Origin of the sequence: Streptomyces eurocidicus (assembly GCF_002891295.1) — a bacterium.
GTDB classification, from domain to species: domain Bacteria; phylum Actinomycetota; class Actinomycetes; order Streptomycetales; family Streptomycetaceae; genus Streptomyces; species Streptomyces eurocidicus.
Map to the genome: position 1 here is coordinate 501648 of NZ_LGUI01000004.1, position 21217 is coordinate 522864.

The 21217-nt window shown below is 72.9% G+C and carries 17 protein-coding genes and 1 pseudogene; 12 read left to right on the plus strand and 6 right to left on the minus strand.

Annotated elements, in window-relative coordinates; all coding sequences use genetic code 11:
- Positions 1-4 precede the first annotated feature (4 nt).
- Positions 5-1063, minus strand: coding sequence for an NAD-dependent epimerase/dehydratase family protein (locus AF335_RS16150; protein WP_102919078.1), 1059 nt, complete (start codon positions 1061-1063; stop codon positions 5-7).
- Between the two features lie 421 nt (positions 1064-1484).
- Here AF335_RS16150 and AF335_RS16155 point away from each other — a divergent pair, with 421 nt between their 5' ends.
- The 6 genes from AF335_RS16155 to AF335_RS16180 all read left to right on the plus strand — a co-directional run bounded on the left by AF335_RS16155 (position 1485) and on the right by AF335_RS16180 (position 7791).
- Positions 1485-2693 (plus strand): cytochrome P450, encoded by a 1209-nt coding sequence (locus tag AF335_RS16155; RefSeq protein WP_102919079.1) that lies wholly within the window; start codon positions 1485-1487, stop codon positions 2691-2693.
- The gene (locus AF335_RS16160) at positions 2684-3241 is read left to right on the plus strand and encodes a sugar 3,4-ketoisomerase (protein ID WP_244927044.1); all 558 of its coding nucleotides are present in this window, start codon (positions 2684-2686) and stop codon (positions 3239-3241) included. The genes AF335_RS16155 and AF335_RS16160 overlap by 10 nt, the downstream gene beginning before the upstream one ends.
- Positions 3238-4392, plus strand: coding sequence for a DegT/DnrJ/EryC1/StrS family aminotransferase (locus AF335_RS16165; RefSeq protein ID WP_102919080.1), 1155 nt, complete (start codon positions 3238-3240; stop codon positions 4390-4392). Before AF335_RS16160 ends, AF335_RS16165 begins: the two co-directional genes overlap by 4 nt.
- A 26-nt stretch (positions 4393-4418) precedes the next feature.
- Positions 4419-5297, plus strand: coding sequence for a glucose-1-phosphate thymidylyltransferase RfbA (gene rfbA, locus AF335_RS16170; protein WP_102919081.1), 879 nt, complete (start codon positions 4419-4421; stop codon positions 5295-5297).
- Positions 5281-6285: a dTDP-glucose 4,6-dehydratase gene (rfbB, locus tag AF335_RS16175; RefSeq protein WP_102919082.1), complete on the plus strand. Its 1005-nt coding sequence runs from the start codon at positions 5281-5283 to the stop codon at positions 6283-6285. The genes rfbA and rfbB overlap by 17 nt, the downstream gene beginning before the upstream one ends.
- 75 nt (positions 6286-6360) lie before the next feature.
- The gene (locus tag AF335_RS16180; RefSeq protein ID WP_102919083.1) at positions 6361-7791 is read left to right on the plus strand and encodes an NDP-hexose 2,3-dehydratase family protein; all 1431 of its coding nucleotides are present in this window, start codon (positions 6361-6363) and stop codon (positions 7789-7791) included.
- A 250-nt stretch (positions 7792-8041) separates the two neighbouring features.
- On the opposite strand, the gene AF335_RS16185 is transcribed toward AF335_RS16180, so the two are convergent.
- The gene (locus AF335_RS16185; RefSeq protein WP_170127711.1) at positions 8042-9172 is read right to left on the minus strand and encodes an acyltransferase family protein; all 1131 of its coding nucleotides are present in this window, start codon (positions 9170-9172) and stop codon (positions 8042-8044) included.
- A 411-nt stretch (positions 9173-9583) separates the two neighbouring features.
- Between AF335_RS16185 and AF335_RS16190 the strand changes: the two genes are divergently transcribed.
- A complete protein-coding gene (locus AF335_RS16190) occupies positions 9584-10738 on the plus strand; it encodes an IS701 family transposase (RefSeq protein WP_102919085.1) in 1155 nt (384 codons plus the stop codon).
- A gap of 44 nt (positions 10739-10782) precedes the next feature.
- Here the strand turns inward: AF335_RS16190 and AF335_RS16195 are convergent, their stop codons facing one another.
- From AF335_RS16195 to AF335_RS16210, 4 genes and pseudogenes are all read right to left on the minus strand, one after another.
- Positions 10783-12735 (minus strand): helix-turn-helix domain-containing protein, encoded by a 1953-nt coding sequence (locus AF335_RS16195; protein ID WP_102919086.1) that lies wholly within the window; start codon positions 12733-12735, stop codon positions 10783-10785.
- A 197-nt stretch (positions 12736-12932) separates the two neighbouring features.
- On the minus strand, positions 12933-14015 hold the full coding sequence (locus tag AF335_RS16200; RefSeq protein WP_107503483.1) for a transaldolase family protein: 1083 nt from the start codon (positions 14013-14015) through the stop codon (positions 12933-12935).
- A 41-nt stretch (positions 14016-14056) separates the two neighbouring features.
- Positions 14057-14665 (minus strand): dTDP-4-dehydrorhamnose 3,5-epimerase family protein, encoded by a 609-nt coding sequence (locus tag AF335_RS16205; RefSeq protein ID WP_102919088.1) that lies wholly within the window; start codon positions 14663-14665, stop codon positions 14057-14059.
- 221 nt (positions 14666-14886) lie between these two features.
- Positions 14887-16023, minus strand: a pseudogene (locus AF335_RS16210) (macrolide family glycosyltransferase); the annotation flags it as partial.
- Between the two features lie 404 nt (positions 16024-16427).
- On the opposite strand from AF335_RS16210, the gene AF335_RS16215 reads away from it, so the two are divergent.
- From AF335_RS16215 to AF335_RS16235, 5 genes are read left to right on the plus strand one after another with little or no spacing between them, the layout of a single operon-like run.
- Positions 16428-17318 (plus strand): 3-hydroxyacyl-CoA dehydrogenase family protein, encoded by an 891-nt coding sequence (locus tag AF335_RS16215; RefSeq protein WP_244927045.1) that lies wholly within the window; start codon positions 16428-16430, stop codon positions 17316-17318.
- Positions 17315-17632 (plus strand): acyl carrier protein, encoded by a 318-nt coding sequence (locus AF335_RS16220; RefSeq protein WP_102919091.1) that lies wholly within the window; start codon positions 17315-17317, stop codon positions 17630-17632. Before AF335_RS16215 ends, AF335_RS16220 begins: the two co-directional genes overlap by 4 nt.
- A 40-nt stretch (positions 17633-17672) precedes the next feature.
- Complete coding sequence (locus AF335_RS16225; protein ID WP_102919259.1) at positions 17673-18752, plus strand: acyl-CoA dehydrogenase family protein; 1080 nt, start codon at positions 17673-17675, stop codon at positions 18750-18752.
- 47 nt (positions 18753-18799) lie between these two features.
- The gene (locus AF335_RS16230) at positions 18800-19900 is read left to right on the plus strand and encodes an HAD-IIIC family phosphatase (RefSeq protein WP_244927046.1); all 1101 of its coding nucleotides are present in this window, start codon (positions 18800-18802) and stop codon (positions 19898-19900) included.
- A complete protein-coding gene (locus AF335_RS16235; RefSeq protein ID WP_102919093.1) occupies positions 19897-21129 on the plus strand; it encodes a class I SAM-dependent methyltransferase in 1233 nt (410 codons plus the stop codon). The genes AF335_RS16230 and AF335_RS16235 overlap by 4 nt, the downstream gene beginning before the upstream one ends.
- Positions 21130-21217 lie beyond the last annotated feature (88 nt).

The window sequence follows — 21217 nt, forward strand, 5'->3', positions numbered from 1 at the left end:
TGTGTCAGGTCCGGCTTGCCGGTGCGGCCGGCCGCTGCCGGGCGTCCCAGGCGGTGAGGAGTTCGCGTTCCCGGTCGGCGGCGAGGCCGCTCCGGTGGCCGTGGGTGTTGACCAGGGGCAGTTCGGGGAGGGGGCGGTCGCGCAGTACGGCCCAGGTGTCGCGCACCGTCTCGGCGGCCGGGCGGCAGACGAGGCCGGCGGCCTCGGCGCGGGTGGCCGGGGTGGCCCACATGCACACGTGTTCCGGCGCGTCGGGGATCCACATCGGCAGGTCGGTCCAGGGCGTCACGCCGTGGCCGAGGAGGAAGGCGTCGTCGACCCAGGCCAGTTCGGGTTCGGTCCCGGTGGCCGCGGCGCACGCGGCGAGCCATTCGCCGTAGGTGGTGTGGCCCTCGGGGGAGGCGACCACGAAGGGGCCTGTGCGGTGCTCGTCGAGGCAGCGCAGGCCGAACGCGGCGATGTCCCGGGCGTCGATGACGCGCATGGCGAGGTCCGGGTTGCCGGGGGCGAGGACGCGGCGCCGCGCGCCCTCGGCGGTCCGCAGCCGCCACAGCCAGGCGTCCAGCTGGCCGACGTTGTCGTACGGGCCGGTGATCACCCCGGCCCGGAAGAGCAGGGTGCGGCCGTCGAAGTGGCGGGTGACGGCCCGCTCGCAGCCGGCCTTGAGGACGCCGTAGTCGCCGTCGTCGGGGCCGGCGTCCGGGGCGCAGTCGTGGGCGGGGGACGCGTCGTCGACCGACGGGTCGACACCCCAGCCGCGGAGGGCCGCGAGGCTGGACACGTAGAGGTAGGCGTCGGCGTGGCCGGACAGGAGGCGGGCTCCCTCGCCGACGACGCGGGGCACGTAGCCGCAGGTGTCCACCACCGCGTCCCAGTGCCGGCCGGCGACGAGCCGCTCCAGGTCGGCCGGCACCTCGCGGTCGCCGCGGACCGCCTCGACGCCGGGGAGGTCGGCGGCGCTGATCCCCCTGTTGAAGGTGGTGACCGCATGGCCGCGGGCCAGGGCCTCGGTGACGAAGGCACGCCCCACGAACTGTGAGCCGCCGATGACAAGGATCTTCACGGGTGTACGTCCTCCTGCTGGTCCGGAGAGGCCATGGCCGGGTGGGGCCCGGCACGGGAAGGGGCGGACGGCTTCGCCGGCCGGCACCCCTCGCGCGCTGCGCGCGGTGCCCTCGGTCTCCCCCGGTTCTCGCCGGGAAGTGCCGGGCCGGACCGGGGATCCGGCCCGCCCGGGAAATGAGGACCGGGGTCCGGAGCGCCCGTGCGGGGCTCGGCGCACGCGTCGCCACCACGGCCCGAACAGCGAATTGAACAGGACCGGGAATCCCTGGACAACAATTCACCCGGCATTGTGTCAAGTTCTCGCGGATCGGGGATTTCGCGCCGCGGGCAATGGTGTGTCAGGTCCACCTTGTCGGCGATCTTGGCGATTCGTAGGGTCGGCCGGCGTCGTACCACTACTTTCCCAAGGAGAATGGCCGATGACCGAGGCCGTGACAGAGCCGTTGGAGCTCAGCAAGGAGGCCGATGCCGGGGAGCTGCTGGCCTGGTTCGCCTTCAACCGGGCCCACCACCCGGTCTTCTGGGACGAGGGCCGGCAGGCGTGGCAGGTCTTCCGCTACGACGACTACCTGACCGTCTCGACCCATCCGGAGTTCTTCTCCTCGGACTTCAACCAGGTCATGCCGACCCCGCCCGAGCTGGAGATGATCATCGGGCCGGGCACCATCGGCGCCCTCGACCCGCCGGCCCACGGGCCCATGCGCAAGCTGGTCAGCCAGGCGTTCACGCCCAAGCGGATGGCCGCGCTGGAGCCGCGGATCCGGGAGATCAACCAGGAGCTGCTGGACCAGGTGCGGGGCCAGGAGACGATCGACGTCGTCGGCGACCTCTCGTACGCCCTGCCGGTCATCGTCATCGCCGAGCTGCTGGGCATCCCGACGTCCGACCGCGACGTGTTCCGGGAGTGGGTCGACACGCTGCTGACCAACGAGGGCCTGGAGTACCCGAACCTGCCCGACAACTTCAGCGAGACGATCGGGCCGGCCCTCCAGGAGATGACCGACTACCTCCTGGAGCAGATCCGCGGCAAGCGCGAGAACCCGGCCGACGACCTGATCACCGGTCTGGTCCAGGCCGAGCAGGACGGCGTCCGGCTCACCGATGTGGAGATCGTCAACATCGTCGCGCTGCTGCTGACCGCCGGGCACGTGTCGTCCAGCACCCTGCTCAGCAACCTCTTCCTGGTGCTGGAGGAGAACCCGGGCGCCCTCGCCGACCTGCGCGCCGACCGGGAGCTGGCGGCGGGCGCGATCGAGGAGACGCTGCGCTACCGCAGCCCGTTCAACAACATCTTCCGTTTCCTCAAGGAGGACACGGACATCCTCGGCCCGGTCATGAAGAAGGGCGAGATGGTCATCGCGTGGAGCCAGTCGGCCAACCGCGACCCCGCGCAGTTCCCCGACCCGGACACCTTCGACATCCGTCGTACGGGCACCCGGCACATGGCCTTCGGGCACGGCATCCACCACTGCCTGGGCGCCTTCCTGGCCCGGCTGGAGGGCAAGGTGCTGCTGGAGCTGCTGCTGGACCAGATCAGCTCGTTCCGGATCGACCACGACAAGACCCTCTACTACGAGGCCGACCAGCTCACGGCCAAGTACCTGCCCGTCCACATCGAGTGGAGCTGACCGGACCGCCGGCCCCGGGTGCCGCGGTCCGCGCCGGCCGCGGAGCCGCGCCCCGTCCCGAGAGGAGCGCCGCCATCGCCGAGAACACCGCCGGACAGCCGGCCGAGGCCCCGGCCGGGGACGGCCCGGTCGGCCGGGTCAAGCCGTGCCGGCTGATCAGGCTCGAACAGCACATCGACCCCCGCGGCAGCCTCTCCGTGGTCGAGTCGGGCATGACCGTGGACTTCGCCATCGAGCGGGTCTACTACATGCACGGCCAGGCCGCGTCCTCGCCACCGCGCGGGCTGCACGGGCACCGCACCCTGGAACAGCTCGTCATCGCCGTCCACGGCGGCTTCTCGATCACCCTGGACGACGGGTTCCGGCGGGCCACGTACCGGCTGGACGAGCCGGGGGCCGGGCTCTACATCGGGCCGATGGTGTGGCGGGTGCTGAAGGACTTCGCACCCGACTCCGTCGCCCTGGTGCTCGCCTCCCGGCACTACGAGGAGTCCGACTACTACCGGGACTACGACACATTCCTGCGCGACGCACGGAGCCTGACGTGAAGGTGCCCTTCCTCGACCTGACGGCCCCCTACCGGGAGCTGCGGTCCGACATCGACGCGGCGCTCGGCCGGGTCGCCGCCTCGGGCCGCTATCTCCTGGGGCCCGAACTGGACGCCTTCGAAGCCGAGTTCGCTGCCTACTGCGGCAACGACCACTGCGTCGCCGTCGGCAGCGGCTGTGACGCGCTGGAGCTGGCGCTGCGCGCCCTGGGCATCGGCCCCGGCGACGAGGTCGTGGTGCCCGCGCACACCTTCATCGCCACCTGGTTCGCGGTGTCCGCGACGGGGGCCCGGCCGGTGCCCGTCGACCCGTCCCCCGACGGGCTGTCCCTGGACCTGGAGCTGGTCGAGGCGGCCCTGACGCCGCGGACCCGGGCGGTGATGCCGGTCCATCTGTACGGCCACCCGGCCGACATGGACCCGCTGCTGGCGCTCGCCGCCCGGCACGGCCTCGCGGTCGTGGAGGACGCGGCGCAGGCGCACGGCGCCCGCTACCGGGGCCGCCGGATCGGCTCCGGGCACGTGGTCGCCTTCAGCTTCTACCCGGGCAAGAACCTGGGCGCGATGGGCGACGGCGGCGCGGTCGTCACCGGCGACGCCGCCGTGGCCGAACGGGTCCGGCTGCTGCGCAACTTCGGCTCCCGGGAGAAGTACCGGCACGAGGTGCGCTCCGGAAACTCCCGGCTCGACGAGTTCCAGGCCGCGGTGCTGCGCGCCAAGCTGCCGCACCTCGACGCCTGGAACGCCCGCCGGGCCGCGCTCGCCGACCGCTACGGGCGGGCGCTGGCCGCCGTGCCGGGCATCGGCCTGCCGCGGGCCGCCCCCTGGGCCGACCCGGTGTGGCACTTGTACGTGATCCGCAGCGCGGAGCGCGACGCGCTGCGCCGGGAGCTCGACCGGGCGGGGGTGGCCACACTGATCCACTACCCCGTACCGCCGCACCGCTCCCCGGCCTACGCGGACGACCCGGCCGGGGCGCCGGAGGGCACCCACCCGCGCAGCGAGCGGCTGGCGGCCGAGGCGCTCAGCCTGCCGTTCGGGCCCCATCTCGGCGACGACGAGGCCGACGCCGTGGCGGCGGCGGTGGCGGCCGCCGGCGCGGCGGGAGCGCGGGCGGGCCGCCCTCTTCCCCAACCGACGGAGACACGATGACCCAGACGACACCGGGGCGTCCCCCAATGAAGGGGATCATCCTCGCCGGCGGCGGAGGCACCCGGCTGCGGCCGCTGACCGGGACGCTCTCCAAGCAGCTCCTCCCGGTCTACAACAAGCCGATGATCTACTACCCGCTGGCGATGCTCATGCTGGGCGGCATCCGCGAGATCCAGGTGATCTCCTCGACCGAGCACGTCGAGATGTTCCAGCGGCTGCTGGGCGACGGGTCCCGGCTGGGCCTGGAGATCAGCTACGCGGAGCAGCCCGAGCCGCAGGGCATCGCCCAGGCGCTCACCATCGGCGCCGGTCACATCGGGGACTCCCCGGTGGCGCTGATCCTGGGCGACAACATCTTCCACGGGCCCGGGTTCTCGTCCGTGCTCCAGGGCAGCATCCGGCACCTGGACGGCTGTGTGCTGTTCGGCTATCCGGTGAGCGACCCGCAGCGCTACGGCGTCGGCGAGATCGACGAGGACGGGCTGCTGCTCTCGCTGGAGGAGAAGCCCGCGCGGCCGCGCTCGAACCTGGCCGTCACCGGGCTCTATCTGTACGACAACGACGTCGTCGACATCGCCAAGAACATCCGGCCTTCCACACGCGGCGAGCTGGAGATCACCGACGTCAACAAGGTGTACCTGGAGCAGCGCCGGGCCCGGCTGATCGAGCTGGGTCACGGGTTCGCCTGGCTGGACATGGGGACGCACGACTCCCTGTTGCAGGCCGGCCAGTACGTGCAGTTGCTGGAGCAGCGGCAGGGCGTGCGGATCGCCTGCGTCGAGGAGATCGCCCTGCGCATGGGGTTCATCGACGCGGAGGCCGTGTACCGGATGGGCCGCGAGCTCGGCTCGTCGGCGTACGGCGCCTATCTGATGGAGGTGGCGTCCCATGCGGGAGCTGCCTGACGCGGCCTTCCGGCGGGTCCTGGTGACGGGCGGCGCCGGCTTCATCGGTTCGCGCTTCGTGACCGGGCTGCTGGACGGCTCGCTGCCGGGGTTCGGCGAGCCCGAGGTGGTGGTCCTGGACGCGCTGACCTACGCGGGCAACCTCGCCAACCTGGCCCCGGTCGCCGGGTCGCCGAGGCTGCGGGTCGTCACGGGCGACATCTGCGACCGCGAGGCGGTCGCCGGGGCCATGGCGGGCGCCGACCTGGTGGTGCACTTCGCGGCCGAGTCGCATGTGGACCGGTCCATCGAGGACGCCGACGCGTTCGTCCGCACCAATGTGCTGGGCACGCACACCCTGCTGCGGGAGGCGCTGGAAGCGGGTCCCGGGCGGTTTGTGCACGTGTCGACGGACGAGGTGTACGGGTCGATCGAGGAGGGTTCCTGGCGGGAGGACCGGCCGCTCGGCCCCAACTCGCCCTACGCCGCGTCCAAGGCGTCGTCGGACCTGCTGGCGCTGGCCTTCCATCGTACGCACGGGCTGCCGGTGTGTGTGACGCGCTGCTCCAACAACTACGGCCCGTACCAGTACCCGGAGAAGGTCATCCCGCTGTTCACGGGCCGGCTCCTGGACGGCGGGACTGTCCCGCTGTACGGCGACGGGGGCAACCGGCGCGACTGGCTGCACGTCGACGACCACTGCCGGGGCGTCGCGCTGGTGGCCCGGGGCGGGCGGCCGGGCGAGGTCTACAACATCGGCGGCGGCACCGAGCTGACCAACACCGAGCTGACGGACCGCCTGCTGGAGCTGTGCGGGGCGGACCGGTCGGCGGTGCGGCGGGTGCCCGACCGCAAGGGCCACGACCGGCGCTACTCGGTCGACTTCGCCAAGATCTCCGCCGAGCTGGGCTACGCGCCGGAGATCGGCATCGACGAGGGCCTGGCGGCGACCGTGCGCTGGTATCGCGAGAACCGCGCGTGGTGGGAGCCCCTCATGAAAGGACGATGACCTTCGTGTCCGCAACTGCAAGGCCGCTCGGCCGGGGCCCGCGGCCCCGCCGCTCCTACGGCACCAGGGGGAGCCATGCGTCCTGAACCGGGGTCCGTGGCGGAGGCCGACTACGCCGACCGCCGGACCACGGCCGAGCGGGTGCGGCTCTCGGCCGACACCCCCGACAGCCGGGTCACGCCCACGGCGGAGGTGTCCGGCTGGCTGGCCGCGTACGGGCGGGCGCACCACTTCCGCGCCGAGCCGATCCCGTTCGCCGGCCTCCGGCGGTGGTACTTCGAGCCGGGCACCGGCGACCTGCGGCACGAGACGGGCCGGTTCTTCTCCATCGAGGGGCTGCGGACCAGCTCGGACGCCGACCCCGTCGAGCGGGTGCAGCCGATCATCGTGCAGCCCGAGGTGGGGCTGCTGGGGATCCTCGCGCGGGAGTTCGACGGGGTGCTGCACTTCCTGATGCAGGCCAAACCGGAGCCGGGCAACGTCAACGGGCTCCAGCTCTCCCCCACCGTGCAGGCCACCCGGAGCAATTTCGACGAGGTGCACCACGGCCGCGCGACACCGTTCCTCGGCCACTTCATCCAGCACCCGGGCCGGCGCGTCCTGGTGGACGCGATCCAGTCCGAGCAGGCCGACTGGTTCCTGCACAAACGGAACCGGAACATGGTCGTGGAGATCGACGCGGACGTACCGGCGGACGACTCCTTCCGCTGGCTGACCCTGGGTCAGATCCGGGGGCTGCTGAGGCTCGACGACCTGGTGAACATGGACACCCGCTCCGTGCTGGCCTGCCTGCCGACCGCGCACGCCGCGCCGGCCTGCCCCGGCGACGGCTTCGGGGCCGCGCTCCGGCGGTCCTTCTACGGGGATCCCGCGCCGCGGCACGACCTGCACGCGGTCACCAGCTGCCTCACCGACGTCCAGGCGCTGCGGGTGCTGCGCCAGCAGAGCGTGCCGCTGGAGCGCGCCTACGAGGACGGGTGGCGGCGGGACGAGCACGCGATACGGCACCGCGGCGGCCAGGGCTTCGAGATCATGGCGGTGGAGGTCACCGCGGAGCGGCGCGAGGTGGCGGCGTGGACGCAGCCGCTGCTGCGGCCCTGCTCGCAAGGGCTCGCGGCGCTGGCCGTGCGGCGGATCGGCGGGGTGCTGCACGCCCTGGTGGCGGCGCGGTCGGACGTCGGGACGCTGAACGTGGCGGAGTTCGGCCCGACCGTCCAGCACCGGTCGGCCGGGAGCGGCGCCACGGCCGTCCCGTACCTGGACTACGTACGGGCCTGCGGCCCGGACCGGATCCGCTACGACGCGGTCCAGTCGGAGGAGGGCGGCCGCTTCTACCACGCGCGGACCCGCTATCTGGTGATCGAGGCGGGCCCGGAACTTCCGGTGGACTGCCCGCCGGGCTTCCGCTGGGCGACCTTCGGCCAGCTCACGGAGCTGCTCGCGCACGGCCATTACCTCAATGTGGAACTCCGCACCCTGATCGCGTGCGCGCACGCCGCGTACTGACGCCCCGGCCGCTGCCGGTTCCGCCACACCCCACCCCCTTGACCTCGATCTTGATCGAGGTTGTCGAATGGGTGTGCCGGAACCGGGCGCCCTGGGCCACCTCAGCCAGGGCCGGGAGGCCATCACCGAGGCCGCGCGGCGCGTACTGCCGGTGATGGCCGAGCAGGAAAAGGCCCGTGGGGGGTGCGCCGGACGGCGCGCCCCCCACGGGCCTTCTGTGTGTTCCCCCTCGGTCCGGGTGCCCCGGCCGCTATTTCGCGGCGGCGGCCGGCGGGCCGGACCGCGGGCCGGGTCCGGGCGGGCGGGCCGGGCGGCGCGGCCGGCCGATGGTCCGCATGACGGGCTTCTCCACGAAGAAGTGGAGGAAGGCGGCGAGGGCGAGGCTCAGCGCGAAGGCGAGCACCACGAGGCCCGCCGCGGCCGGGGTGTCCCACTGGCGGTAGTAGCTCAGCTCACCGCCGAGGAAACGGTGCCCGTACTGGATGACCAGGTAGTGGACGAGGTAGAAGGCGAAGGTGAGTTCGCCGAGCAGGACCATCGTCTTCGAGGCCAGCGGCGAGCGGGCGCCGCGCACGTCGCCCGCGGCGAGCGAGCCCAGCAGCAGGGCGACCGCCGGGACCGCCAGGCTGCGGCCCAGCCAGTCCGGCACCGCGAACGAGATCCCGTACAGCGCGCCGAACGCCAGGGCGCAGACGAGGGGCTTGGGGCCCGCCCAGCGGCCGTTCTTCACGATCAGCGCCATGACGATGCCGAGGGTGAACTCCATGAGCCGGATCGGCGGGAACACATAGATGAACCAGTACTCCATCTCCGGCATCCCGGCGTCCCACGGCAGCGCCGGGTCGGACGGCATCAGCAGGGCGACGGACGGCACCGCCACGACGGCGACGGCCAGGCCGGCGGCCCACTTCCACAGCCGCTCGACGCGCACCTTGGACAGTGCGGCGAACAGGAACGGGAACGACGCGTAGAAGAGCATCTCGGCGGAGAGCGACCACGCCACCGGATTCATGCTGGCGTATTCGTGGAAGTCCGGGAACCACGCCTGGACCAGGAAGAGATTCGTCAGGAACCCGTCCCACACGGACCGGCCCATGGATGGTTCCTGGAGCCACAGCACGATCGCGAGCGTCACCAGGAGCATGGGCAGGTGCAGCGAGAAAGCACGGGTCACCCGGCGCCGCCAGAAGGCGGGCAGGGATTTGTCGGGCAGGCCGGCCCAGGTGAGGACGAACCCGCTGAGCATGAAGAAGAACGACACCGCGTACGGCCCCAGCACATTCAGCGGGACCTGTGCCGTGGAATTGATCTCGGAGTTCCGGAAGATGGGTTGCGCGGCGATATGCGCGGTGAACACCGTCAGGGCCGCGATGAAACGCATCCCACCGAGTGACGGCAAGTGTTTCGGCAAGGGCATGGGGATCCTCGGGACGGGCGAAGCGTGGCTGATCGGGGATTTCTAGGCCATGCGCACCGGGACCGACAAGGCATAGCTGACACAGTGGCGGCGATATCCGGCGGACCGCTCCCGCGCACCGCCGGATATCACCGAACGTAGCGTCTGCGTGGCACGGTGCAGCGCGATGTGTCGGATCGCCACCACCCAACGGGCGCAACCGGTGGTATCAGCACCGCATTCCGCGCCGCCGGGCGGCCTCCGGGCCGAACGGTCGGTCCTGGCCGGAAGGGGCGGGGAAGAGTGTGATCCGCTTATCTGGGAGCGCGTCGAGAATTCCGCAAGGCTGTTCCGCAGGTCATTACCGGGAAATTCAAAGCGCTGTGGGGGATCTCGATGATCACTGCTCCGTTCGGCCCGAAACCCTTGGTTTCCCCGGCGGGTCCCGTCGTGGACGAGGACTTCGATTCGCTGGTGACCGGCACCTGCGCGGAGCTGCTGGGTTCGCTGCGCCGGGCCGACCAGCGCAGGAGGGGTGAGCAGTACGTCCGCGGGCTGCTCACCGCCAGGGGCCGCAAGACGGCCCGCAACCTGGCCAGTTTCGTGGGCGAGGGGGCCGCGGCGCAGAGCCTGCACCACTTCGTGGCCGCCTCGACCTGGGACTGGCGGCCGGTGCGTGCCGCGCTGGCCCGTTACGCGGACGACGTGCTGTGCCCGGACGCCTGGGTGGTCCGGCCGATGGTGGTGTCCAAGACCGGGGCGAACTCGGTGGGCGTGCGGCGGCGGTTCGTCCCGGATCTGGGCCGGGTGATGACCTGTCAGCGCAGCCACGGGCTGTGGCTGGCCTCGGACTCGCTGTCGGCCCCGGTGAGCTGGCACCTGACGCTGGGCGGGGAACCGGACGGCGATCACGGCCGGCCGCTCGGCACCCGGGGCGAGGAGGAGGAACTCGTCCGCCTGGTGGCGGAGATCGCACAGGAGACCCGTACGGTGGCCCGGCCGGTGGTGATGGACGCACGGGCGGCCGCGCCGGCCGCGCTGGTGCGCACCCTGACCTCGGCGGGCCTGCCGTTCATGCTGCGGGTGGGGGCCGAGCTGCCACTGGCGCCCGCCGCGGGCCGGGTGCAGGTGGACAGGCGGCCCCCGACGTCCCCCGCGCAGGCCCTGATGGAGCAGGTGAAGCGGCTGAGCCACCCGGTGGAGTGCCATGGCTCGGTCAGCTTCGTCACCCCGCTGCCCGTGGTGCTGCCCGGACTGCTGCCGCAGCGGACCCTGTTGCTGATGGGGGTGTGGCGGGCCAACCGCCGCCGCCCCGCGGACCTGTGGCTGACCGACCTCACCTCCTGGGGGCGCGGTCCGCTGCTGCGGCTGGCCATGCTGACCGACCGGGTGGACGCCGACTTCGGGGCGGTGAGCGTGGGGGTGGGGATGCGCGATTTCGAGGGGCGTTCGTTCCAGGGCTGGCACCGGCACGTGACGCTCGCGTCGATCGCGCACGCGCTGCGGCTGTCGCAGGGCGCGGGGTGCCTTCCGGCGCCGGTCGCCGTCTGACGCCCGGCGGGGCGCCCGGTGCCGGGCGCCCCGGGCCGTGCCGGTCAGTCGGGCAGCGGCCGGAAGGCGCGGCGCGCGGACAGCGCGGAGCGGACCTGGTAGAGCCGCAGGGCGAGCTGGATATCGAGCACCCGCTCGGGGTTCTGCCACTCCTCGCCCAGGAGCTGGGTGATGCGCTCCAGCCGGCGCGACACGGTGTTGGGGTGGACGCGCAGGGTCTCCGCGGCGCGGGTGGGGCTCCGGCCGGCTTCCAGGTACACCCGCAGGGTGGGGATGAGGTCGGTGAAGCGGTGCGTGTCGTAGTCGACGACCGGGCCGATGGTCTGGTCGATGTAGCCGGGGATGTCGTTCTCCTCGGCCAGCAGCATGCCGAGGAAGCCCAGGTCGGAGGCGCAGGCGGTGCCGCCGTCACCACCCAGGGCGCGGAGCGTCTCCAGGCACTGCGCGGCCTCGCGGTGGGCGTCGGCGATGGCGTCGACGGTCCCGGCCGGGCCGGCGGCGCCGACGGTCACCGGGTGCCCCAGCAGGGTGGAGAGCTCCTGGGTGGCGGCCTGTCCCACGGTGACGGGGTCGTCGCCGGGGACCAGCAGGGTGACGGAGCCGTCGCGCACGCTGCACAGCCCGTCGCGCTCCTGGGCGTAGGCCGAGGCGTGGGCCTCGAACAGGGCGCCGAGCCGCTTGGGCCCGGAGGCGACCAGGACGACGTGCGGGCGGCGGAAGCGCAGGGAGAACATCAGGGCGCGCTCGCGCAGCAGCTCGGCGGAGGGCGGGGCGCCGACCAGGTCGTCGAAGAACTCCTGACAGCCGAGGTCCTTGCCCGCTCCGCCGCGCTGCGTCCGCAGGTGCAGAGCGCAGGCGCGGGAGACGGCCAGCAGCATGGGGACGGCGCCGTGGCCGGCCTCGCGGCCGAGGTCGGCGAGCAGGAACCCGGCGTCCCGGGAGCCCGGTTGAAGGGGGACCACCCAGAAGCCGGACTGCACGGGGACCGGCCGGCCGGAGTCGGCGGCCGTGCGGCAGGCGGAACGCAGGTCGGTACGGGCGACGTGGCGCAGCTGCCCGTGCTCGGCGAGGGGCTCGCCGAGGGGTCCGCAGAGGCCCGCGCCGCCGCCGAGGGCCTCGGCGGCCGTCGACAACAGGGCGTCGAGGCCCCGGCCGTTGAGGACGAGGGCGAGCAGGTGGGACTGGAGCTCGGTCGCCCTGCGGGTGTCCGCGAGGGCGGAGCGGGCCTCCCACGCCTCCTCGCGGAGGCGGCCGTTGTCCTCGCGGAGCCGGTCGATCTGGCGGATGCGCTCCAGGGAGGCGGCCGCGAGGTCGGCGAGCGAGCACAGGAGGGTGACCTCGTTGGGCGTGAGGTGGCGGACCTGGCGGTCCGCGGCGTAGAGCACGCCCATATGTTCCTCGCCCACCCGCAACGGGGCGCCCAGGATGGCCCGTAAGCCCTCGGCGCGGACGAGGTCGTCGATCGCGTCGTCGTGCGGGATGCTGGGGTCGGCCAGATAGTCGGAGGTCCAGAAGGGGGCGCGGCGGGCGCGCACCATGCTGCCCAGGCCGCCGCCGCAGGGCACCCGGAAGCCGACGGTGAGGGCGTCGGCGGCACCGTCGGCGCTCTGCACGACCGTGTCGTCCTCGCCGTCCTTGTGCAGGCTGATGTAGGCGACGTCCAGCTTGAGGAGCAGCCGGGCGCGGCGGGTGACGGAATCGAGGAGCTCGCGGTCGTTACGGGCGCCGACGAATTCATGGGCGGCGTCGACGAGCGAGGCGAGCTCGGCCTCGCGGTCGCGGCGATACTCGATCATCGACTGGGCGGTGAGGGCGAGCCGGCTGAACCGCTCCAGCCGGCGCATACGCGCCTCACCGGCGCCCTCGCGCTCGGCCCGTGCCATGAGTTGGTCGTATTCCGCTCGCGGGGCGGTGCGGGCGACGAATTCGAGGAAGGCGAGAGCGTCCTCCGCCTGTTTCTCTCCGTCCGCCTCGTCACGAGAATCCAGGCCGCTCATACCTCAGAGTGCCCCCGTTCCGAGACTTTACGAATTCAAGAACAGGTTATTACACGCCCAGCAGTTGCGTCCAGCATGATTTGCGCCCCGTATGCGGGCCGCCGATAACCGTGCCACGGACCGGTTTTCACCCCGTGCCGTATTCCTTTCATCCCGTTCGCCCGTCTTCGCTCGGTGCGGCACGCCGGAAAAATCCGTCAGACGTACTTCAGCGCGGCCTCGACCGTCCTGTGCAGTTCTGTCCATTCCGCGCGGGCGGCCGCGAGCTGGGTCTCCTGCAACTCCGCGCCCAGGGCCCGGATGTCGACCCCCGCGCGGCCGAGCGCGGCCAGCACGTCCCGGGAGGCCGCCTCCATGCCGCTGACCGTGTCGCCGCGCAGCGCGGCCCGGCTGCCCAGCGCGCGCAGCACGTCGAGCCCGGCCGAGGAGACGCTGTTCCAGGCCACCAGCTCCTCGATGTACCGGACGCCCTCCGGCACCGGCGCGCCGTAGGAGGACCACACGAAGTGCAGGGGCCGGGCCCCGGCCCGGGTCAGGGCGCGCCAGCGGGCGCCGGCCATCAGCTCCTCACGGCGGTGGTGCGCCAGCCGGGCCACCGCCACCGCCCAGTCCCGCCGCCCGGCCGCGGCGCCGATCCGGGCCGCGACCGTCTCGTCCAGCACGCGCAGCGGGAAGGAGACGGCGCAGTGGATCCCCGAGAGATCGTGCCCGTCGTCCCGGGCGCGCTCCAGGCCGGTGAGGTACATCGCGAAGACCGCGTCGAACTGCTCCGGCGAGAACACCGACCGCACGTCCACGCCGATGCCCCGGGCGAGCAGGTCGCCGATCAGCCCCGCCCCGCCGGCCGCGAGGTGGGTGCCGAGCACCAGGTTGGGACGGTCCACCGCCCACCGGGTCGCCGCGGCCTCCGCCACCGCGCGCCGGCCGCCCGCGTACGGGTCCAGGGGGACGAACACCCAGCCGTTGCGGCCGCCGCTCTCCCGGTGGAGCGCCAGCAGGGAGTCGCAGGCGGCCCGCGCGTCCCGGTTCAGCAGGCCGCGCACGGCCTCGCCGACGGGCACCCGGCGCACCGCCAGGTCGGCCAGGTGCTCCCGGTACGCCTTGCCGTCGCGGACGCCCTCGGTGACGGCCGCGAGCCGGGAGGACGCGCCGCACAGTCCGGTCTCGGCCATCAGCTCCGCCAGCCGTCCGGGACATTCCGGTTCCCGGGTCAGCCCCTCCGCGCACAGGGAGACCCCCTCGGCCTCCAGCATGGCGGCGGGCCGGGTTCGGTGTCTCATGCCTTGGCCTCCGGTCGGTCCGTTCGAGCCTTCGGTCGGGTTCAGCCGCGCGGCGCGGGTGCCTTCGGGTACGCGCGCAGGCACTCCTCGTAGGTGGGCAGCAGCCCGGCCGCCGCGGCGGCGGCGAGGGAGGGGGCGGCCGCGTCCCTGGCGGACCGCACCGGGGGTTCCGTGAGGCCCCAGGGCAGCGCCAGCTCGGGGTCGAGGGCGTCGACGTCGACGATGGTGCCGTGCACGTACTCCTCCGTGCACAGGTAGTTCATGCAGGTGTCGTCGGTGAGCGCGACATAGCCGAGGCCGAGGCCGTCGGGCAGGTACACGGCGGTGCCGGACCCGGCGTCCTGCCGGAGGGAGTCGTGGTGCCCGAAGGTGGGCGAGCCCACCCTGAGGTCCACGAGCACGGTGAGCGCCGCGCCCCGCACACAGGTGACGATCTTCCCCTGGCCGGGCGGCACCGTGGTGCCGTGGATGCCGCGCAGCACATTGCGGCCGGAGACGGTGAAGTTGACCTGCCGGACCCGGAAGTCATGGCCGGTGGCCGCCAGCAGCGCGCTGTGGCGGAGTCCCTCGCGGAAGGTGCCCCGGTGGTCGGGGATCGGTTCCGGTTCGATGCGGTACGCGTCGCGGACGGCCGTTTCGGTGATGCGCATGATGCGTGTGTCGTCCCGGTGATCGGAGGGGTGGGAGCCACGCGGCTCCCGGTGGCCGGAAATGGCGGTCGGGAACGCGCGGGGGCGCGGTGACCGGAAAGGGCGGGCGGGACCGCGCGGGGGAAGGGAACCGGCCGAGGGGGCGGGCGCGGCGGCCGCCGGGCCGGGTGGGCCCGGCGGGGCGGCGGTCCTCGGATCGCCCGTCGCGCCCCGCCCGTCCCTCAGCTCCCGGCCGGCAGCAGCGCTTCGACCGCCGTGGCCGCCGCGGCCGGGCCGCCGGCCTCCCGGATCCGCTCGCCCATCGCCCGCAGCCGGTCGTGGACGCCGGGGTCGGCCAGCACGCGGCGCGCGGTGTCCCGCAGGGTCCGGGCCGTCACCTCGGAGGTGAGCAGCTGGGCGCCGAGCCCGAGTTCGGTGATCCGGCGCGCCGTGGCCCGCGGTTCGGGCATCACCGGCACCGCCAGCACCGGGACGCCGTGCGAGAAGGCGTCCATGGCCGTGCTCATCCCGCCGTGGTTGACCACGAGGGCCGCGTGCGGGAGCACATCGCCGTGCGGCACGAAGTCGTGCACCCGCACGTTGTCCGGCACCGGGCCGAGCTGCTCCGGGGTGAGGCCGCCGCCGAGCACCAGGACGATGTTCCAGGGCTCGTCGCGGAACGCCTCGACACAGGTGCGGAAGAACTCCGGCCGCTCGTTGTAGAGGGTGCCGAGGCTCACCATGACCAGCGGCTTGCCGTCGCGCGGCGGCTCCCACGTGCCGTGGAAGGCGACCTTGGGCGAGCACGGTCCGACGAAGTGGTGGCTGTCGTCGAAGGTGTCGCCCGCGTACTGGAAGAAGCGGGGCATGTAGAGCAGGGCGGGCCCGCCGTGCAGCACCTCGGTGAAGGCGGCGAGGTCGCCCTTGGCGCCCTCGTCCGCGAGCAGCCGGCCGATCCGCGCGAGCAGTTCGTGCAGCTCGGGGTCGTCCGGCGGCTCGGCCGAGTCGACGGGCGGATGCAGCGACCAGTGTTCGTTGGCCGCGTAGGTCGGGGTGCTGCGGATGACGGGGGTGTCCCAGCGGTCGGCGAGCAGCCGGCCCGTCCACAGCGTGGACGGGTCGTTGACGATCACGTCGGGGCGGTCCGCCGCGAAGTGCGGCTCCAGCAGCGGCAGCGTCTCGCGGGTCATGTCCAGGAGCCACTCCAGGATGCTGAGGAACTCGCCCTCGTCCGTGTAGGCGTCGGCGTCCTGCCGGGGGACCATCTGCGCGAGGAACCGCTCCTTGTCCAGGGGGTACGTGACGACGTCGGCGCCCACGCGCACGGCGCGGTCCGCGATCCCCTCGGGCAGGGCGTAGGTCACCCGGTGCCCGCGGGCCACCAGCTCCTCGGCCACGCCCAGCGTCGGATTCACGTGCCCGGCGACAGGGAGGATGAAGAATGCGATATGAGCCATGCGAAACCCTTCATAGGGTGTGGTCACGTGAATGACGCCCAGGCGGGGTCGGAGGGGCGCACGTTAAGAGCGGCTCCGGTAATGGGGCAAGCGTGAGATGACATAGTTCCCGCCGCCGCGAAAATCCCGTACGACCTGCGCGTAATCCATTCCCGGGCGCTCCGGGACGGCCCTCGCCATGAGATGACACAGTCCCTTCCGGATTCATTGATCACGCGAATGCCCCGGGAGAGAATCCCGAATTGTTGCTGTGAATGCGCCCGGAAGGGGGCACTGACCGGAGGCGCCCCCTTTTCCGTCGGCGCCCCGGGGAACAGGGAGGTCCGGTGACCGACAACACCGACAGCACCGACAACAACGCGGAGGATCCGCTCGTCGTGGTGGGCGCGGGCGTCATGGGTACGGCCATCGCCGCGCTCGCCGTCGGCCACGGCCACCCGGTCAGACTGATCGACCACTCCCCCGAGGCGTGCGCGGCCGCCCCCGAGCGGATCGAACTCCACCTGCGCACGGCCCGGATGATGGGCGCGCTGCCCGCCGGCGGGCGGCTCGGCCGGCTGACCACCGCGGGCACGCCGGACGCCGCCGCCGGGGCGGCCGCCGTGATCGAGGCGGTCACCGAGGACCCCGGGGAGAAGGCCGCGGTGCTCGCGGAGCTCGCGGCGGCGGTCCGCCCCGGCACCCTGCTGGTCAGCAACACCTCTGGGGTGCCCATCGAGGAGATGGCCGGCGCCGTCCCGCACCCCGAGGACCTCGTCGGGGTGCACTTCATGAACCCGGCGTACCTGATCCGGACGGTGGAGGTGATCCTCGGCCCGCGCAGCGGCGCCGCGGCGGCCACGGCCGTCCGGGAGCTGCTCGCCGGGCTGGGCCGCGAGGGCATCGTCGTGGGCGACGGCCCCGGCTTCGTCACCAGCCGTCTGCTGCACCGGATGCTCAACGACGCGATCGAGGTGGTGCGCGAGGGCCGGGCCGGGCCGGAGACGGTGGACGCCCTGATGCGCCACTGCATCGGCCACCGCACCGGCCCGCTGGCCACCGCGGACCTGATCGGCCTGGACAACCTCGCCGACTCGCTCCGGGTGCTGCACGAGAGGACCGGCGACGCGGCCTTCCGCCCGAGCGAACTGCTGCTGGAGAAGGTCCGGCGGGGCGAGCTCGGCCGCAAGAGCGGCCGGGGGTTCTACACATACGACTACGAGGAGATCACGCCATGACCCAGACCTCCGACCAGGCGGGCTCCGCCGCCGGGACGGGCCAGGACGCCCCCGGCATCGCCGACGAGCTGCTCGGCTTCCTCGCCGCGCGCACGAAGTCGACGTGGGAGCACGACCAGGACCTCTTCGCCGTCGGCGGGATGTCGTCGCTGTTCGCCATGCAGCTCGTCGTCCACCTGGAGAAGACGTACGGCGTCACCATCAGCGGCGCCGACCTGATGCTCGACAACTTCCGCACGGTGGACGCGATGGTCCGGCTCGTCCACAAGCTGGGCGGGTCCCGGGCATCGGCCGGGGCCACGGCCGGTGAGTGAGGCGACGGCGGCCGGCGGGGCGGACCGGTGGCCCGAGGAGCTGTTCACCGATCTGGTCGGTGACCGGGCCGCGGAGTGGGACCGTACGGGCCGGATACCACTGGACACGCTCCGGGGCCTCGGCGCCAAGGGTCTGCTGTGCGCGCAGGTGCCCGCGGCCCACGGCGGCCTCGCCTTCTCCAGCAGGCGCAACGGTGAACTCACCGCCCATGTGGGCGCGCTGTGCAGCTCCCTGCGCAGCGTCATGACCTCGCAGGGCATGGCCGCCTGGACGCTGCGCCGACTGGCCGGTGCCGGGCAGCAGGCCGCTCTCGTCCCCCGGCTCACCGGCGGGGAACTGGCCGCCGTCGCCTTCAGCGAGGCCGGGGCGGGCAGCGACCTGTCCGCCCTGCGGACGCGCATCACCCGCGACGGCGACGAGGTCGTCGTCGACGGGGCCAAAGTGTGGACCACCAACGCCGCCTACGCCGACCTGCTCGTCGTGTTCGGCCGCACGGAGGACGGCGCGGGCGCCGTGGTGGTGCCCGCGACGGCCCTCGGCGTCCGTATCGAGCGGATCACCGACCCGCTCGGCTGCCGCGCGGCCGGGCACGCCGACATCCGGCTGGACGGGGTCCGGCTGCCGGCCGACGCCCTGCTCGACGGGGTGGACCGCACCCCGGCCCTGCTCGTGACCACGGCGCTCAGCTATGGGCGGATGTCCGTGGCCTGGGGCTGTACGGGGATCCTGCGCGGCTGTCTGACCGCCGCCGCCCGGCACGCGAACGCGCGCGAGCAGTTCGGCGTCCGGCTGGCCGAGCACCAGCTCGTGGCCCGGCACCTCGCCGAGCTGCTGATCGCCGAGCAGGGCGCCAGCCGGGCGTGCGAGCACGCCAGCGAGCTGTGGGACGAGGGCAGCCCGGACATGGTGACCGCCGCTGTCCTCGCCAAGCACGTCGCCGCCACCGGCGCCGCGCGCGGCGCCGCCCGGGCGGTGCAGGTGCTGGCCTCCGCGGGCTCCCGCGACGGCCACACGGTGGCGCGGGCGCACCGCGACGCCAAGCTCATGGAGATCATCGAGGGCAGCAGCGAGATCTGCGAACTGATGCTGGCCCGGCACGCGTTGGCGACCGCGGGATGACGCCCGGCCGCGTGTCAGCGCGGCCGCACGACGAGGAGGGAACGACTGTGCACCGGGAGAACCCCGCCCCCACCACGGTGAAGTGCCTGGTCTGGGATCTCGACAACACGCTCTGGCAGGGCACCCTGCTGGAGGACGGCGAGGTGCGGCTGCGGCCGGGCCTGCGCGAGACGGTCGTCGAGCTGGACTCGCGCGGCATTCTCAACTCCGTGGCCAGCAAGAACGACCACGACCACGCCTGGGCGCGGCTCACGGAGCTCGGCCTGGCCGAGTACTTCGTGCTCCCCAGGATCGGCTGGGGGCCCAAGTCGAAATCGGTCCGGGCGATCGCCGAGGAGCTGAACTTCGCGCCCGGCACCCTCGCCTTCATCGACGACCAGCCCTTCGAGCGCGCGGAGGTCGCCCACTCCCTGCCGGAGGTCCGCACCTACACCGCCGAGCAGGCCACGGAGCTGACCTCGCTGCCGGAGTTCAGCCCGGCCACGGTCACGGTCGACTCGCGCCGGCGCCGCTCGATGTACCAGGCGTCGTTCCGGCGGGACGCCGAACGCGCCGGGTTCGACGGGCCGGACGCGGACTTCCTCCGCTCGCTGGACATCCGGATGCGGATCGCCCGCGCCACCCCGGCGGAGCTGTCCCGGGTGGAGGAACTCACCCTGCGCACCAGCCAGATGAACGCGACGGGCGTGCACTACTCCGAGGCCGACCTGCTCGCCCTGATCGACGACCCGGACCACGAGGTGCTGGTCACCACGGTCATCGACCGCTTCGGCCCGTACGGCGCGGTCGGCGTCGTTCTCGTCCAGCGCTCCGCCGCGCACTGGCGGATCAAGCTGCTCGCCACCTCGTGCCGGGTGGTGTCGCTGGGGGCCGGCAGCGCGCTGCTGCGCTGGCTGACCGACCGGGCGCACCGGGCGGGCGTGCACCTGACCGCCGACTTCCGGCCCACCGAGCGCAACCGGATGATGGAAGTGGCGTACCGCTTCGCCGGGTTCACCGGCGCCGACGAGGCCCCCTGCCCGTGCCTGACCGGCCCGGACGCCGCCCCCGGCTCCCCCGTCGGCCGGCTGCACCTCGTGCCGACCGCCCAGCCCGCCCCCGACACCCTCCACCTGGAGGCCCCCGACCTTTTCGAGAGGACCCGATGATCATCACCGCGTGCCGTGTCTGCGCCAACCACGAACTGCTGCCGGTACTGGACCTGGGCGAGCAGGCGCTCACCGGGGTCTTCCCGGCCCGCCGCGACGAGGTCGTCCCGTCGGTCCCTCTGGAGCTCGTCAGGTGCTCCCCCGCCGGGTGCGGCCTGGTGCAGCTGCGCCACACCCCGGACCCCGACCTGATGTACGGGGAGGGCTACGGATACCGCTCCGGCATCCGCCCGTTCATGATCAACCACCTGCACGGCAAGGTGGCGGCCCTGCGCGAGCTCGTCGAACTCGGTCCCCGGGACCTGGTCCTCGACATCGGCAGCAACGACTCCACCCTGCTGCGCGGCTACCCCGCGGACGGCCCGCGCCTGGTCGGCATGGACCCGACCGGCGGGAAGTTCCGCGAGCTGTACCCGCCGCACGTGGAGCTCGTCGTCGACTACTTCTCGCGCGAGGCGTTCGTGGAGCGCTTCGGCTCCGCGCGCGCGAAGGTCGTCACGTCGATCGCGATGTTCTACGACCTCCCGGACCCGCTGCGCTTCATGCGGGACGTCCACGACGTCCTCGCCGACGACGGCGTCTGGATGCTGGAGCAGAGCTATATGCCCGCCATGCTGGAGGCCGACGCCTACGACGTGGTGTGCCACGAGCACCTGGAGTACTACGCGCTCCGGCAGATCGAGTGGATGGCGGAGCGGGCCGGTCTCACGGTGCTCAAGGCCGAGCTCACGGACGTCTACGGCGGCAGCCTCTGCGCGACCCTGGCCAGGAAGGGGTCCCCGTACCCGAAGGACGAGGCCGGCCTGGCCCGGATCCGGGCCCGCGAGGCCGCGGCCGGTCTCGACACGATGGCGCCGTTCGACGCCTTCGCCCGGCGCGTCCGGGACCAGCGGGACGCCCTCGTCGACTTCCTGGGCCGGTCCCGGGACGCGGGCCTGCTGACCCTGGGGTACGGGGCGTCGACGAAGGGCAATGTGATCCTGCAGTACTGCGGGCTCACCGAGCGGGACCTGCCGTGCATCGGCGAGGTCAGCGAGGAGAAGGCCGGCCGCTTCACCCCCGGCACGGGCATCCCCATCGTCTCCGAGGAGGAGGCCAAGTCCCAGAAGCCGGACCAGCTGCTGGTGCTGCCGTGGATCTACCGCGACGGCTTCCTGGAGCGCGAGCGGGACTTCCGGGACCGGGGCGGGAAGCTGGTGTTCCCGCTGCCGGGGCTGAGCGTGGTCTGAAGGACGGGGAAACGACGAGGACCCCGGGCGGGCCGGAACATCCGGCCCGCCCGGGGTCCGTCGTACGCCCGGCCCGGACCCCGGCCCG